Origin of the sequence: Pseudomonas sp. PDM18 (assembly GCF_014852585.1) — a bacterium.
GTDB lineage: Bacteria > Pseudomonadota > Gammaproteobacteria > Pseudomonadales > Pseudomonadaceae > Pseudomonas.
In genome coordinates this window covers 108,946-123,503 of sequence record NZ_JACVBX010000003.1, presented here as the reverse complement: position 1 = coordinate 123,503, position 14,558 = coordinate 108,946, and the positions used below count along the sequence as shown (strand labels likewise).

At 64.3% G+C, this 14,558-nt stretch carries 12 protein-coding genes; 9 read left to right on the top strand and 3 right to left on the bottom strand.

Translation table 11 applies throughout. The features are described 5' to 3' along the window. Positions 1-20 precede the first annotated feature (20 nt). Positions 21-1,169: a Do family serine endopeptidase AlgW gene (algW, locus tag IB274_RS08545; protein WP_192431564.1), complete on the bottom strand. Its 1,149-nt coding sequence runs from the start codon at positions 1,167-1,169 to the stop codon at positions 21-23. 113 nt (positions 1,170-1,282) lie between these two features. Between algW and IB274_RS08540 the strand changes: the two genes are divergently transcribed. Then, on the top strand, positions 1,283-2,041 hold the full coding sequence (locus IB274_RS08540; RefSeq protein ID WP_192431563.1) for a Nif3-like dinuclear metal center hexameric protein: 759 nt from the start codon (positions 1,283-1,285) through the stop codon (positions 2,039-2,041). 55 nt (positions 2,042-2,096) lie between these two features. Here the strand turns inward: IB274_RS08540 and mltB are convergent, their stop codons facing one another. Next, positions 2,097-3,194 carry a lytic murein transglycosylase B gene (gene mltB, locus IB274_RS08535; RefSeq protein ID WP_192431562.1) on the bottom strand — a complete coding sequence of 366 codons (1,098 nt, stop codon included), beginning with the start codon at positions 3,192-3,194 and terminating at the stop codon, positions 2,097-2,099. A 336-nt stretch (positions 3,195-3,530) separates the two neighbouring features. Between mltB and cysD the strand changes: the two genes are divergently transcribed. From cysD to IB274_RS08510, 5 genes are all read left to right on the top strand, one after another. After that, positions 3,531-4,448 (top strand): sulfate adenylyltransferase subunit CysD, encoded by a 918-nt coding sequence (gene cysD, locus IB274_RS08530; protein ID WP_192431561.1) that lies wholly within the window; start codon positions 3,531-3,533, stop codon positions 4,446-4,448. Between the two features lie 12 nt (positions 4,449-4,460). Then, complete coding sequence (gene cysN, locus IB274_RS08525) at positions 4,461-6,362, top strand: sulfate adenylyltransferase subunit CysN (protein ID WP_192431560.1); 1,902 nt, start codon at positions 4,461-4,463, stop codon at positions 6,360-6,362. Positions 6,363-6,591: 229 nt separating this feature from the next. After that, complete coding sequence (locus tag IB274_RS08520; RefSeq protein WP_192431559.1) at positions 6,592-7,098, top strand: sigma-70 family RNA polymerase sigma factor; 507 nt, start codon at positions 6,592-6,594, stop codon at positions 7,096-7,098. Beyond that, positions 7,095-8,075, top strand: coding sequence for a FecR domain-containing protein (locus tag IB274_RS08515; RefSeq protein ID WP_192431558.1), 981 nt, complete (start codon positions 7,095-7,097; stop codon positions 8,073-8,075). Before IB274_RS08520 ends, IB274_RS08515 begins: the two co-directional genes overlap by 4 nt. Positions 8,076-8,176: 101 nt before the next feature. Beyond that, the gene (locus IB274_RS08510) at positions 8,177-10,633 is read left to right on the top strand and encodes a TonB-dependent siderophore receptor (RefSeq protein WP_192431557.1); all 2,457 of its coding nucleotides are present in this window, start codon (positions 8,177-8,179) and stop codon (positions 10,631-10,633) included. Between the two features lie 60 nt (positions 10,634-10,693). Here the strand turns inward: IB274_RS08510 and IB274_RS08505 are convergent, their stop codons facing one another. After that, on the bottom strand, positions 10,694-11,134 hold the full coding sequence (locus tag IB274_RS08505) for a YhcB family protein (protein ID WP_045209602.1): 441 nt from the start codon (positions 11,132-11,134) through the stop codon (positions 10,694-10,696). Positions 11,135-11,273: 139 nt separating this feature from the next. On the opposite strand from IB274_RS08505, the gene IB274_RS08500 reads away from it, so the two are divergent. From IB274_RS08500 to zapE, 3 genes are all read left to right on the top strand, one after another. Next, complete coding sequence (locus IB274_RS08500; RefSeq protein ID WP_192431556.1) at positions 11,274-11,900, top strand: alpha/beta hydrolase; 627 nt, start codon at positions 11,274-11,276, stop codon at positions 11,898-11,900. A 60-nt stretch (positions 11,901-11,960) separates the two neighbouring features. Continuing rightward, complete coding sequence (locus IB274_RS08495; RefSeq protein ID WP_192431555.1) at positions 11,961-13,301, top strand: tryptophan--tRNA ligase; 1,341 nt, start codon at positions 11,961-11,963, stop codon at positions 13,299-13,301. 94 nt (positions 13,302-13,395) lie between these two features. Further along, positions 13,396-14,490: a cell division protein ZapE gene (gene zapE, locus IB274_RS08490; RefSeq protein WP_081517474.1), complete on the top strand. Its 1,095-nt coding sequence runs from the start codon at positions 13,396-13,398 to the stop codon at positions 14,488-14,490. The last annotated feature ends 68 nt before the right edge of the window (positions 14,491-14,558 follow it).

Below are 14,558 nucleotides of genomic sequence, written 5' to 3'. Positions count from 1 at the left end.
CTCTCGAAAAGCGAGCCGCATCAGTTGGCGTTAGGTGCGGGCGGCGGGCGCAGGCCGACTTCTGCGTTGAGCGTCACTGGTTTGCCGTTGCGCAGCACTTCGATGGTGATCTTCTCGCCCGGCTTGGTGCGCGCGACCTGGTTCATCGAGCGACGGCCATCGCTGGCGGCCTCGCCATCGATGTTCAGGATGATGTCGCCCGGCAGCAGTCCGCCCTTGGCGGCGGGGCCGTCGCGGTAGACGCCGGCGACGACGATGCCGGCCTTGTCCTTGAGGTCGAAGGACTCGGCCAGTTCCGGGGTCAGCGGCTGCACTTCGACGCCGAGCCAGCCGCGGATCACCTGGCCGTGCTCGATGATCGACTGCATGACTTCCAGGGCCAGCTTGGTCGGGATGGCGAAGCCGATGCCCTGGGAGCCGCCGGACTTTGAGAAGATCGCGGTGTTGATGCCGATCAGGTTGCCATTGGCATCCACCAGCGCGCCGCCGGAGTTGCCCGGGTTGATTGCCGCGTCGGTCTGGATGAAGTCTTCGTAGGTGTTCAGGCCCAGCTGGTTGCGGCCGGTGGCGCTGATGATGCCCATGGTGACGGTCTGGCCGACGCCGAAGGGGTTGCCGATGGCCAGGCAGACGTCGCCGGTGCGGATGCCGTCGGAGCGACCGAGCATGATCGAGGGCAGATCCTTGAGGTCGATCTTCAGTACCGCGAGGTCGGTCTCCGGGTCGCTGCCGACCAGGCGGGCGATTGTCTCGCGGCCGTCGCGCAGGGCCACGACGATCTGGTCGGCGCCGGAGGTCACGTGGTTGTTGGTCAGCAGGTAGCCTTCGGGGCTCATGATCACCGCCGAACCCAGGCTCGATTCCATGCGCTTCTGCTGCGGCAGGTTATCGCCGAAGAAGCGCCGGAACAGCGGGTCGTCGAGCATAGAGTTGTTTGGCTTGCTGACCATCTTGGTGGTGTACAGGTTGGCCACCGCCGGCGAGGAGCGGGTCACGGCATCGGCGTAGCTGACCGGGCCCTGTTGCAGTCTACTGAGCAGCGGGGCCTGTTGCAGGTGCACTTCCTGCTGCGGAAGGCCGACCCATTGCGGGTTATGCTGGATGATCAGCAGCGCCAACAGGACGCCAACCAGCACGGGCCAGCCGAGGAAACGCAGGGCCTTCAGCATCGAAGAAAATCCTTGGGGTTGCTTGGCCGGGGGATGGCCGATAGGGTGGCGGCCATTATACGGGCGGCGAGCCAAGAAAATAGACGCTCGCAGCCGATGTCGGAGGAATTTCGATGGCAATCGCACTGAGCACGCTGGTCGAGGAAGCGGACCGTTTTCTCGACGCGGCGAAGATCCAGGATTACTGCCCCAACGGCCTGCAGGTCGAGGGTCGCCCGCAGGTGCGCCGCATCGTTTCCGGTGTCACCGCCAGCCAGGCGCTGCTGGATGCTGCCGTGGAAGCGGGCGCCGATGTGGTGCTGGTCCACCACGGCTATTTCTGGAAGGGCGAGGACGCCCGCGTGGTCGGCATGAAGCAGCGTCGCCTGAAGACCCTGCTGAGCCACGACATCAGTCTGCTGGCCTATCACCTGCCGCTGGATCTGCATCCTGAGGTGGGCAACAACGTGCAACTGGGTCGCCAGCTCGGCTTCGAGATCGAAGGGCCGCTGGAGCCGGGCAACCCGCGCTCCATCGTGCTGGTTGGCTCGCTCGCCGAGCCCATGCTGCCGAGTGATCTCGCGCTGCATGTGCGCGACGTGCTGGGCCGCGAGCCGCTGCTGGTGGATGGCGGTCAGCCGATCCGCCGCATCGCCTGGTGCACCGGTGGTGCCCAGGGTTACATCGACCAGGCCATCGCCGCCGGCGTCGATGCCTACCTGACCGGTGAAGTCTCCGAGCAGACCGTGCATAGCGCGCGGGAGAACGGCATCAGCTTCATCGCCGCCGGCCACCATGCCACCGAGCGCTACGGCGTGCAGGCGCTGGGGGATTACCTGGCCAAGCGCTTCGCCATCGAGCACCTGTTCATCGATTGTCCGAACCCGGCCTGACTCTTCGGCGCCATGAAAAAAGCCGGCTCAATGAGCCGGCTTTTTTGTACGCGCCTCAGCGGTAGCCGTGGCGCTGGCGGTCGACTGCCTTGCCCAGCTCCCACACCGCCATTGCGTAGTGCGTGCTGTGGTTGTAGCGGGTGATCACGTAGAAATTCGGTAGACCGTACCAGTACTGGTAGGTGTTGCCCATGTCCAGGCGCAGCAGGCTGGCGCTCTGATGGTTTCCCAGCGAGCCCTGCGGGCGCAGGCCTGCGTTGGCCAGCACGCTGATCGGGTACTGGGTCTTGAAGCCGTCTTCCAGCGAGCGGGCCTGCCCGGTCGCCGGGATTGCCACCGCGTCCCCAGTCACCCAGCCGTGTTGCTTGAAGTAGTTGGCCACACTGCCGATGGCGTCGCGCGGGTTCCACAGGTCGCGGTGACCGTCGCCGTCGAAGTCCACCGCGTATTTTGTGAAGGAGGAGGGCATGAATTGCCCGTAGCCCATGGCGCCGGCGTAGGAACCGCGCATCTCCAGGGGATTGTCGCCTTCCTTGCGCGCCTGAAGGAGGAACTGCTCCAGTTCGCCGCTGAAGAACTCGGCGCGGCGCGGGTAGGAGAAGGAGAGGGTGGCCAGCGCGTCGATGATCCGTGTTTTGCCCATCACGCGGCCCCAGCGGGTTTCCACGCCGATGATGCCGACGATGATTTCCGGCGGTACGCCGTAGGTGCGCGAGGCTCGCTGTAGGTCGGCTTCGTACTGGTCCCAGAACTGCACGCCCTTCTGCACGTTGTCCGGGGTGATGAACTTCTTCCGGTAGCGTAGCCACGCGCCATTCGGGCCGCTGGGCGGAGTGTAGGTCGGCGCCTGGCGGTCCATCAGGCGGATCACCCAGTCCAGCTCGCGGGTCTGGGCGAACAGATCCTGAAGGTCCTGGCGGTTGAAGTTGTGCTGGCTCACCATGCGGTCGATGAAGCGCTGGGCACTGGCGTTGCCGGCGAAGTCGCCGCGCAGCGGGGTAATCGGCTGCACCGAGCCGAACGCCGGATGGGCGCTGGGCGTGATCAGGGTCGGCGTCTTCGGCTTCTGGGCCGGCTGCGGAGCGGGAGTCGGTTTGCTGCTGCACGCGGAGATGAGGACAAGCAGAGGCAGGGCGAAAGCGATGCGGCGCATGGGGAATCTTCTGGGACAGGAAAACGTGCCGCTATGCTAGCGCAGTGCCGGCCGGGCACAAGCCGGGAGAGCATCGTAGAAGCCGCTGACTCTGTTGCAGGAAAAGTCCCGAGGTTGTTTCCGAGATGGCATTTGGGCCTTTGCTGCGCCTCGGTCGAGCGCCTCGGGAGCGGTCCTTCAGACACCGGTTGAAAGCGGTGTTCGCACTGAGCGCGTATGGCTATATCAGTATATTTTTTCGGTATAACCGGCCCGCCGGTTAGAGCCTTGCGCTGTGATAGAGTGCGCGCTCGTCTACGGCCCGCCGGCCGTCCATAAGCAATTCCGTGAGTAGCCATGGTCGACAAACTGACGCATCTGAAACAGCTGGAGGCCGAGAGCATCCACATCATCCGCGAGGTCGCCGCCGAGTTCGACAACCCGGTGATGCTGTACTCGATCGGCAAGGACAGCGCGGTGATGCTTCACCTCGCGCGCAAGGCCTTTTTCCCCGGCAAGCTGCCTTTTCCGGTGATGCATGTCGACACCCGCTGGAAATTCCAGGAGATGTACAGCTTCCGCACCAGGATGGTCGAGGAACTGGGCCTGGACCTGATCACCCACATCAACCCCGATGGCGTGGCTCAGGACATCAACCCGTTCACCCACGGCAGCGCCAAGCACACCGACATCATGAAGACCGAGGGCCTCAAACAGGCGCTCGACAAGCACGGCTTCGATGCCGCCTTCGGTGGTGCCCGCCGCGACGAGGAGAAGTCCCGCGCCAAGGAGCGCGTCTACTCCTTCCGTGACAGCAAGCACCGCTGGGACCCGAAGAACCAGCGTCCGGAGCTGTGGAACATCTACAACGGCAAGGTGAAGAAGGGCGAGTCGATCCGCGTCTTCCCGCTGTCGAACTGGACCGAGCTGGACATCTGGCAGTACATCTACCTGGAACAGATCCCGATCGTGCCGCTGTACTTCGCCGCCGAGCGCGAAGTCATCGAGATGAACGGCTCGCTGATCATGATCGACGACGAGCGCATCCTCGAGCACCTCACGCCCGAGCAGAAGGCCAGCATCCAGAAGAAGATGGTGCGTTTCCGTACCCTGGGCTGCTACCCGCTGACCGGCGCGGTGGAGTCCACCGCTACTTCGTTGCCGGAAATCATCCAGGAAATGCTGCTGACGCGAACTTCCGAACGCCAGGGCCGGGTCATTGACCACGATGCCGCCGGTTCGATGGAAGAAAAGAAACGTCAGGGCTACTTCTAAGGTTCTCGCACCATGTCGCATCAATCCGATCTGATCAGCGAGGACATCCTCGCCTACCTGGCCCAGCACGAGCGCAAGGAACTCCTGCGCTTCCTCACCTGCGGCAACGTCGACGACGGCAAGAGCACCCTGATCGGGCGCCTGCTGCACGACTCCAAGATGATCTACGAGGACCACCTCGAGGCCATCACCCGCGACTCGAAGAAAGTCGGCACCACCGGCGATGACGTCGACCTGGCGCTGCTGGTCGACGGCCTGCAGGCCGAGCGCGAGCAGGGCATCACCATCGACGTGGCGTACCGCTACTTCAGCACCGCCAAGCGCAAGTTCATCATTGCCGACACCCCCGGCCATGAGCAGTACACCCGCAACATGGCTACCGGCGCGTCCACCTGCGACCTGGCCATCATCCTGATCGACGCCCGCTACGGCGTGCAGACCCAGACCCGCCGGCACAGCTTCATCGCCTCCCTGCTGGGCATCAAGCACATCGTCGTCGCCATCAACAAGATGGACCTCAAGGGCTTCGACCAGAGCGTCTTCGAGCAGATCAAGGCCGACTACCTGCAGTTCGCCGACAAGATCAACCTCAAGACCAACTCCCTGCACTTCGTGCCGATGTCGGCTCTGAAGGGCGACAACGTGGTCAACAAGTCCGAGCGCTCGCCGTGGTACACCGGTCAGTCGCTGATGGAAATCCTTGAGACCGTGGAAGTTGCGGGCGACCGCAACCTCGACGACATGCGCTTCCCGGTGCAGTACGTCAACCGTCCGAACCTGAACTTCCGCGGCTTCGCCGGCACCCTGGCGAGCGGCATCGTGCGCAAGGGCGACGAAGTCATCGCCCTGCCGTCGGGCAAGGGCAGCAAGGTCAAGTCCATCGTCACCTTCGAAGGTGAGCTGGAACAGGCCGGCCCGGGCCAGGCCGTCACCCTGACCCTGGAAGACGAGATCGACGTCTCCCGCGGCGACATGCTGGTTCACGCCGACAACCGTCCGCAGGTCACCGACGGCTTCGACGCCATGCTGGTGTGGATGGCCGAAGAGCCGATGCTGCCGGGCAAGAAGTACGACATCAAGCGCGCCACCAGCTACGTGCCGGGCTCCATCCCCAGCATCACCCACAAGGTCGATGTGAACACCCTGGAAGAGACCGCCGCCAGCGAGCTCAAGCTCAACGAGATCGCCCGTGTGAAGGTCAGCCTGGATGCACCGATCGCGCTGGACGGCTACGACCAGAACCGCACCACCGGCGCCTTCATCGTCATCGACCGCCTGACCAACGGCACCGTCGGCGCCGGCATGATCATCGCTGCACCGCAGTCGAGTCACGGCACCGTCGCCCACCACGGTGCGAATGCCCACGTAGCTCGTGAGGAGCGCGCTGCACGCTTCGGCCAGCAGCCAGCTACCGTGCTGTTCAGCGGTCTCTCCGGCGCTGGCAAGAGCACCCTGGCTTATGCCGTGGAGCGCAAGCTGTTCGACATGGGCCGCGCGGTCTATGTGCTGGACGGCCAGAATCTGCGTCATGACCTGAACAAGGGCTTGCCGCAGGATCGCGCTGGTCGTACCGAGAACTGGCTGCGCACCGCTCATGTGGCACGTCAGTTCAATGAAGCCGGACTGATCAGCCTGTGCGCCTTCGTCGCTCCGAGCGCCGAGGGGCGCGAGCGCGCCAAGTCGCTGATCGGCGCCGAGCGGCTGGTCACCGTCTACGTCCAGGCCTCCCCGCAGGTCTGCCGTGAGCGTGATCCGCAGGGCCTGTACGCCGCCGGCCAGGACAACATCCCAGGCGAGTCCTTCCCGTTCGACGTGCCGCTGGATGCCGATTTGGTGATTGACACCCAGAGCCAGTCGGTGGAAGAGGGCGTCAAGGCAGTCCTCGACCTGCTCCGCCAGCGCGGCGCGATCTGATCGCACAGCGCTGAACGGAAAAAGCCCCGCACCTGCGGGGCTTTTTCTTTTGCTTTCTGTGGGAGCGAGGGCTCTCCCACGAACATCCCGAGGCGTCCGCGAAGATTCACTGGCAGATGGCTATTGCCGGCAACCAGTACCCTGCTTAATAATGAGACTGATTATTATTTGACAAATTGCAGGTGCGGTGGTGTCGCTACTGAGTCGTACACAACTCGCGGATCACGACATGTGCCGCCTCTACGCCGAGCACCATTTTTGGCTGCAGAGCTGGATCCGGCGCAAGACGGGCTGCTCGCAGCGCGCTGCCGACCTTGCCCAGGACACTTTCCTGCGTGTGCTCACGGTGCGTGCCAAGGGCGTCGCAGTGTATCTCGACCGGCCGCGCACTTACCTCGCGACCATTGCTCGCGGCCTGGTGATCGACCAGTGGCGCCGCCAGCAGTTGGAGCAGGCGTGGCTTGAATCCCTGGTCGCGCAGCCCGAAACGGTGCAGTCGTCTCCCGAACAACTGGCGCTGATCCTGGAAACCCTGCACCAGGTGGACGCGATGCTGCTGCGCCTGCCCGCCAAGGTGCGCCTGGCCTTCCTGCTGGCGCAGATCGATGGCTTGCCGTACCGCGAAATCGCCGTGGAGCTGGGGGTGTCCGAGCGCATGGTGAAGAAGTACCTCGCCCAGGCCTTCCTGCATTGCGCGGTACTGGAAGCCGAGCTGGACGGAGTGCTGGTGGAGTGAACGGCTACGACGACAAACTCAGCCACGCGAGCCTGCAGCAGGCGGCGAACTGGTACGTACTGCTGCAGGATGAAAATCCCAGCGCGCAACTCCACGCACAATGGCGCCAGTGGTTCGACCTGCACGCCGAGCACCAGGCCGCCTGGCATTACGTCGAGCGCATAGGCCAACGCTTCGCGCCACTACAGGGTGAAAGGCAACTGGCGGGACGGGTGCTCAAGACCAGCGGTGAGCGCCAGCTCTCGCGCCGCCAGGGGCTCAAGAGCCTGCTGGTGCTCAGTGGCGGCCTGCTGCTTGGCTTGGGCACCTGGCGCGGCACTGCTCTCCCGCGGCTGGTGCAGGGCTGGAGTGCCGACTACAGCACCAGCACCGCCGAGACTCGCGAGACGATCCTCGCCGATGGCACGCATCTCTGGCTGGCGGCGATCAGTGCGGTGGATGCCGATTTCGGCCCGGACCAGCGCCTGCTGCGGTTGCGCTTTGGCGAGGTGCTGGTGGATACCGCGACGGATGCCGCGCATCGGCCTTTCCTCGTCGACACCGATCAGGGGCGGCTGCGCGCGCTCGGTACGCGCTTCGCGGTACGGCAACTGGGCGATGCTACGCGCCTAAATGTCTACCGCGGCGCTGTGGAGGTCCGGACGGCGGACAGTGGCGAGAGGCGGGTGCTGGAGGCCGGCCAGCGCGTCGATTTCACACGTCTTGCCATCGGCGAGGTGTCGGCAGCACAGCCGGCGGGGGAATCCTGGGTTCGCCATGTGCTCACCGCCGAGAACATGTCTCTGGGCCAGTTGGTCGAGGAGCTGGGGCGCTATCGCCACGGCTACCTGGGTTGTGATCCGGCTGTCGCCCAACTGCCGGTGATGGGCGCCTTCCCGCTGGACGATAGCGACCAGGCACTGCGACTGCTGGCGGCGGCATTGCCGGTGAAGGTCCAGCGCCTGACGCCCTGGTGGGTCAGCATCGAGTCCGTCTGACGTATCGCAAAAAACTTTTCGTTGCGGTTCCCTTTTCTCTTTCCCGTTCGGTCATTCCACAGAAACGCACTTTTACCCACTGCACCGAACCAGGGAATTCCATGCACTCGCCCACTTCCTCCTCGCGCCGCTTCGCCCGGCGGCCGCTGGCGCTGGCCATCTCGTTGTCGCTCTGCAGCGTCGCTGCGCTGCCCCTGAGTTCGCCCGCGCGGGCGGCTTCCGGCGCGGAACAGGCCGCTCTGCGCGAATACCACATCGCGCCGGGTGCCCTCGCGGCCTCGCTCAACCAGTTCAGCAGCCAGGCCGGAATCTACCTGGTCGGCCACAATGACTTGACCGCCGGCAAGTCCAGCAAAGGCCTCGATGGGCGCTACAGTGTTGAGCGCGCCTTGGCGTTGCTGCTCGATGGCACCGGCCTGCAGGCGGTGCCGCAGGATTCCGGCGGCTACGTGCTGCAACCGGATCCGAATGACACTGTGCTGCAGATGGATTCGACCTCGATCATCGGCACTGGCGCTGCTGGGGCGCAGCAGGATGGCAACGGCTACAACGCCAAGGTCAGCTCCACCGCAGGCAAGACCAGCACTTCACTGGCGGAGACACCCCGCTCGATCTCCGTGGTGACTCGCCAGCGCATGGAGGACCAGCAGTCGCAGACCCTGACCGATGTGCTGGGGTACGTACCAGGCATTTTCGCCCCGCCGTTCGCTGCCGGTGATGGTCTGGCCGGCGACCTGTTCTTCATTCGCGGCTTCAACGCCACCGACTGGGGCTACGGCCTGCTGCGCGACGGCCTGCGCGTGCAAGGCAATCGCTACGACACCACCAGCGAGCCTTACGGCCTGGAGCGCGTCGAGGTGTTTCGCGGCCCGACCTCGATCCTCTACGGCGAGAACGCACCCGGCGGCATCGTCAATCTGGTCAGCAAGCGCCCGACCGTCGATCCGCGCGGCGAGTTCCAGCTCACCTACGGTTCCCACGACCGCAAGCAACTGGGTGTCGACGTCTCCGGCCCACTCACGGAGGAGGGCAATATCCTCGGCCGCGTGGTCATGCTAGGTCGCGACTCCGGCACCCAGGTCGATCACCAGCCAGACGATCGCCTGTATATCGCTCCGTCGATGACCTTCAACTTCGACGATGCCACCACGCTGACGCTGCTCTCGACTTACCAGCGCGACCGCACGCTGATGGAACTGGGCTACCCGGCCGCCGGGACCTTGCTGCATAACCCCAACGGTAAGATCGATAAGGACACCCTGTCCGGCAACCCGGACTGGGACAAGTTCGAGCGTGAGTCCTGGACACTGGGCTACGAGTTCAGCCATCAGTTCAACGACACCTGGCAGTTCCGCCAGAACTCGCGCTACATGCAATCTCGCATCGATCGCCGCGAAATGTGGCCGGGCAGCCTGAACAACGGTGGCTTCGGCACCAACGTCAATAACACCGCCTACGACCGCTACAACAAGTCGATGACCTACTCGCTGGACAACCAGTTCGAGGGGCACTTCCAGTCCGGCGAGGTGGCCAACACCGTGCTGGTGGGCGCGAGCTTCGACCGTACCTCGTTCAATCAGGACTGGGAGGCGGGCGCCGGTGGCTCGGTGAACGTGTTCGATCCGGTGTGGACAACCAGGCCGACCACGCCGATCCACGTGCAGGACGCACTGCTGGAGCAGAAGATGTATGGCCTCTATGGCCAGCTGCAGACGCACTACGACAACTGGATCGCCTTGTTAGGCGGGCGCCTGGATGAGGTCAACAGCCAATACCGTAACCGCGCCGGTACCACCAACGGCCTGGCCGACCTCGACTACTGGGACCACGACTTCACCTGGCAGGCCGGCCTGATGTACCAGTTTGACAATGGCCTGTCGCCCTACATCAGCTATTCCACCGCATTCGCCCCGACCCAGCAGACGTCGAGTAAATCCGGCACCCTCGACCCTACTACCAGCGAGCAGTATGAAGTCGGCGTGAAGTACGAGCCCAAGGGTTGGAATACCTCGATGACTGCCTCGGTCTACGAACTGCGCAAGACCGACGACGTGATCTACGACAGCACTGTGGGCGACTACCGGCAGGTGGGTGAGAGCCGTTCCAAGGGGCTGGAGCTGGAGGTCAACAGCGACATCACCGAGAACCTCAGCCTGACCGCGTCCTACACCTATACCGACTCGCGGATCACCAAGGATTCCCCCGGCTCGCTGCTGGAGGACCACCAGATGACTGGCGTACCGCGCAACCAGGCGTCGGCCTGGGGCACCTACCGCTTCCTCGATGGCTATCTCAAAGGCCTGCGCGTGGGCGGCGGCGTGAGGCACTTCGACAGCACCTTCGCCTACACCCCGGCGTCGCTGTACGGCAAGCTGGATACCGGCGACGTGACCCTGGTGGATGCGCTGGTCGGCTACCAGCTCGACGAGCACTGGTCCGCCGAGGTGAACGCGAAGAACCTGCTGGACAAGGAATACGTCGCCGGTTGCAACAACGCCGGGCGCTGCTACTGGGGCGAGGAGCGCACCTTGCTGGGCAGCGTGACCTTCCGCTGGTAAACCTGTCAGCCTGAATGAAAAAGCCCCGCATCGGCGGGGCTTTTTCTTCGGCGCGAGGGATCAGTACTTGCTCTTCAGCCCGTACGTCTCGTCCAGGGTGCCCGGACCGTCGCCGGTCTTGGGCGCATAGTCGCGCGGCGCTTCGTTGTTTGCCGGCGGGGTCAGGCGCTCGCGGCGCTCGGGGTACTCGTCGGCGTGCAGGGCGGCCAGCAGGCGCTGCTTGGTCTGTTCGTCCAGGGCCAGGCGCTCGGCGCCTTCGGACAGGTGTTCCTGCACATCCTGATAGCTCTGGGTGAGCTTCTTCATCAGGCTGGCGGAGGTGCTGAAGTGGGTCACCACTTCGCGCTGGTAGCTATCGAAACGATCCTGCATGTCGTCTACCTGACGCTGCAGCTTGTTGGGCGCGGCGTTGGGCAGAAGGCGGGCGATCAGAAAGCCGATGCCGACCCCGACGATCAGGGCGAGTAGCGGCAGCAACCAGGTGGTGAGGGACTGTTCCACGCGAATCCTTCCTCTATAGACGGCTTTGCTTTACGTTAGCGGCTTGCACCTGTGCTTGTATACCGTGGCGAATGCTTCGCCGCCTGCGCAGGTATTGAGCTAGACGAGACGACCCGCCACGGGGTCACGGAGCTGTTGTTTGACCACCCGCGAAATTCCCCTGTTCCTCGACGGCCCCGACGGCCAGCTGGAAGCCCTGCACCTCGCCACGCCCGACGCCAGGGGCGTCGCGCTGATCTGTCATCCACATCCGCTGTTCGCCGGCACCATGCAGAACAAGGTGGTCGCCACCCTGCAGCGCGCCGCACGGGATGCAGGATACGCCACCCTGCGTTTCAATTTTCGTGGCGTGGGTCAGAGCGCCGGCAGTTATGCCGAAGGCCGTGGCGAGATCGACGACGTGATGGCCGTCGCGCACTGGGTCGCCGAACAGCATCCGGGCTTGCCGCTGACGCTGATGGGCTTCTCCTTCGGCTCCTGCGTGGCCGGCAACGCCGCCGAGCGCCTGGAAGAGGAGGGCGCTGACCTTGCGCAACTGTTCATGCTGGCGCCGCCGGTGGAGCGTTTTGACGTCGACCTGCCCGAGCGCTGCCCGCTGACGGTGATCCAGCCGGAAGCCGACGAAGTGGTCACTCCCGAGCGTGTGTATGCCTGGAGCGCCGAGCTCAGCAAGCCGCACGAACTGATCCGCATCCCCGAGTGCAGCCATTTCTTCCACGGCAAGCTGATCGAGCTCAAGGACCTGATACAGGCCCGGCTCGCCTAGGTCGGCCAGCCGCGTTACCATCCGGCCCGCCATTTCATTTGTGTTGATTCCTGGATTCCCATGACGACCCGTATCCTGACCGGCATCACCACCACCGGTACTCCGCACCTGGGCAACTACGCCGGCGCCATCCGCCCGGCCATCGTCGCCAGCCGCGATCCGCAGGCAGATTCCTTCTACTTCCTGGCCGACTACCACGCGCTGATCAAGTGCGATGACCCGGCGCGCATCCAGCGTTCGCGCCTGGAAATCGCCGCCACCTGGCTGGCCTGCGGCCTGGATGCTGACAAGGCGACCTTCTATCGCCAGTCCGACATTCCCGAAATCCCCGAACTGACCTGGCTGCTCACCTGCGTCAGCGCCAAGGGTCTGCTCAACCGCGCCCACGCCTACAAGGCCTCGGTGGACAAGAACGTCGAGGCGGGCGAAGACCCGGACGCCGGCGTCACCATGGGCCTGTACAGCTACCCGGTGCTGATGGCCGCGGACATTCTGATGTTCAATGCGCACAAGGTGCCGGTCGGCCGCGACCAGATCCAGCACGTAGAAATGGCCCGCGACATCGGCCAGCGCTTCAACCACCTGTTCGGCAACGGCAAGGAGCTGTTCACTCTGCCCGAGGTGGTGATCGAGGAAGACGTGGCGACCCTGCCGGGCCTGGACGGTCGCAAGATGTCCAAGAGCTACGACAACACCATCCCGCTGTTCGGCAGCGCCAAGCAGCTCAAGGACGCCGTCGCGCGCATCGTCACCGACTCCCGGGCGCCGGGTGAGCCGAAGGACCCGGATAACTCGCATCTGTTCACCCTTTACCAGGCCTTCTCCACCCACGAGCAACAGGCCGCGTTCCGCGCCGAGCTGCTCGGTGGCCTGGCCTGGGGCGAAGCCAAGCAGCGCCTGTTCGAACTGCTCGACAACGAGCTGGGCGAAGCCCGCGAGCGCTACCATGCACTGATCACCCGTCCGGCCGACCTGGAGGACATCCTCCTGGCCGGTGCCGCCAAGGCCCGCCGCATCGCCACCCCCTTCCTCGGCGAGCTGCGCGAGGCCGTGGGCCTGCGCTCGTTCCGCGAGCAGGTACAGGTGGTGACGGAAGGCAAGAAGAAGGCCACCAAGGCCGCGCGTTTCGTCAGCTTCCGCGAGGACGACGGCTTCCGCTTCCGACTGCTGGATGCCGCTGGTGAGCAACTGCTGCTGTCCATCTCCTTCGCCGACGGCAAGGCCGCGGGCCAGGTGACCAAGCGCCTGCAAGCCGAGGAGCTGGACCTGCACGCCGAGCTGAATGCCTTCAGCGTGCGCCTGGATGGCGAGGCCGTGGCGTACAGCCCGGAATTCTCCACCGACGCGGAGCGCGACGCTGCCATGCAGCGCCTGCGTGAGGCTCTCGCTCCGCAGGAGTGAGGGTTGGCAGGCCGGTCCGACTACCGGCCAATTGCCAAGCAACGGGGGCGCCGCTAAAGTGTGCGCCCCCGTTTTCGTTGCCTTGCTACCGATCATGACGCCTCTTCAGCGCTACCAGGAAGACCTCAAACGCCCCGATTTCTTCCACGACGCCGCGCAAGCGAACGCCGTGAAGCACCTGCAACGCCTCTACGACGACCTGGTCGCCGCGGATAAAGGCAAGACCGGCCTGTTCGGCAAGCTGCTGGGCAAGAAGTCCCAGGAGCCGGTGAAGGGCCTGTATTTCTGGGGCGGCGTCGGCCGCGGCAAGACCTACCTGGTGGATACCTTCTTCGAGGCGCTGCCCTTCAAGCAGAAGATGCGCACGCACTTCCACCGCTTCATGAAGCGCGTCCACGAGGAAATGAAGACCCTCAAGGGCGAGAAGAACCCGCTGACCATCATCGGCAAGCGTTTCGCCGACGAGGCCCGGGTCATCTGCTTCGACGAATTCTTCGTCTCCGACATCACCGACGCGATGATCCTCGCGACCCTGCTGGAAGAGCTGTTCAAGAACGGCGTCAGCCTGGTGGCCACCTCCAACATCGTGCCGGACGGCCTGTACAAGGACGGCCTGCAGCGTGCCCGCTTCCTGCCGGCCATCGCGCTGGTCAAGCAGCACACCGAAGTGGTCAACGTCGACAGCGGCGTGGACTACCGCCTGCGCGCCCTGGAGCAGGCCGAGCTGTACCACTGGCCGCTGTCCGAGCAGGCCGAGCAGGCCATGACCCGCGACTTCAAGGCCCTGACACCGGAGTGCGCCGCGGCCACCCGCGACGATGCACTGATGATCGAGAATCGCGAAATCCGTGCGCGGATCACCTGTGATGACGTGGCCTGGTTCGAGTTCCGCGAGCTGTGCGACGGCCCGCGCAGCCAGAACGACTACATCGAGCTGGCGAAGATATTCCACGCCATCCTGATTTCCAACGTCGAGCAGATGGGCGTGGCCAAGGACGACATGGCGCGCCGCTTCATCAACCTGGTGGACGAGTTCTACGACCGCAACGTCAAGCTGATCCTCTCCGCCGAGGTCGAGCTCAAGGACCTGTATACCGGTGGCCGCCTGGAGTTCGAATTCCAGCGCACCCTGAGCCGCCTGCTGGAAATGCAGTCCCACGAATACCTGAGCCGCCCGCACCGTCCCTGATGGTCCGGTGAATGAAAAAGGCTGCCCTTGGGCAGCCTTTTTTGTTTTTTGCTCTTCGTAGGAGCGAG

Coding starts and splice junctions, on each gene's coding strand:
- IB274_RS08510 (WP_192431557.1), top strand. CDS start 8,177: ATGCACTCGCCCACTTCCTCCTCGCGCCGCTTCGCCCGGCGGCCGCTG.
- cysD (WP_192431561.1), top strand. CDS start 3,531: ATGGTCGACAAACTGACGCATCTGAAACAGCTGGAGGCCGAGAGCATC.
- IB274_RS08520 (WP_192431559.1), top strand. CDS start 6,592: ATGTGCCGCCTCTACGCCGAGCACCATTTTTGGCTGCAGAGCTGGATC.
- algW (WP_192431564.1), bottom strand. CDS start 1,169: ATGCTGAAGGCCCTGCGTTTCCTCGGCTGGCCCGTGCTGGTTGGCGTC.
- IB274_RS08495 (WP_192431555.1), top strand. CDS start 11,961: ATGACGACCCGTATCCTGACCGGCATCACCACCACCGGTACTCCGCAC.
- IB274_RS08540 (WP_192431563.1), top strand. CDS start 1,283: ATGGCAATCGCACTGAGCACGCTGGTCGAGGAAGCGGACCGTTTTCTC.
- zapE (WP_081517474.1), top strand. CDS start 13,396: ATGACGCCTCTTCAGCGCTACCAGGAAGACCTCAAACGCCCCGATTTC.
- mltB (WP_192431562.1), bottom strand. CDS start 3,194: ATGCGCCGCATCGCTTTCGCCCTGCCTCTGCTTGTCCTCATCTCCGCG.
- cysN (WP_192431560.1), top strand. CDS start 4,461: ATGTCGCATCAATCCGATCTGATCAGCGAGGACATCCTCGCCTACCTG.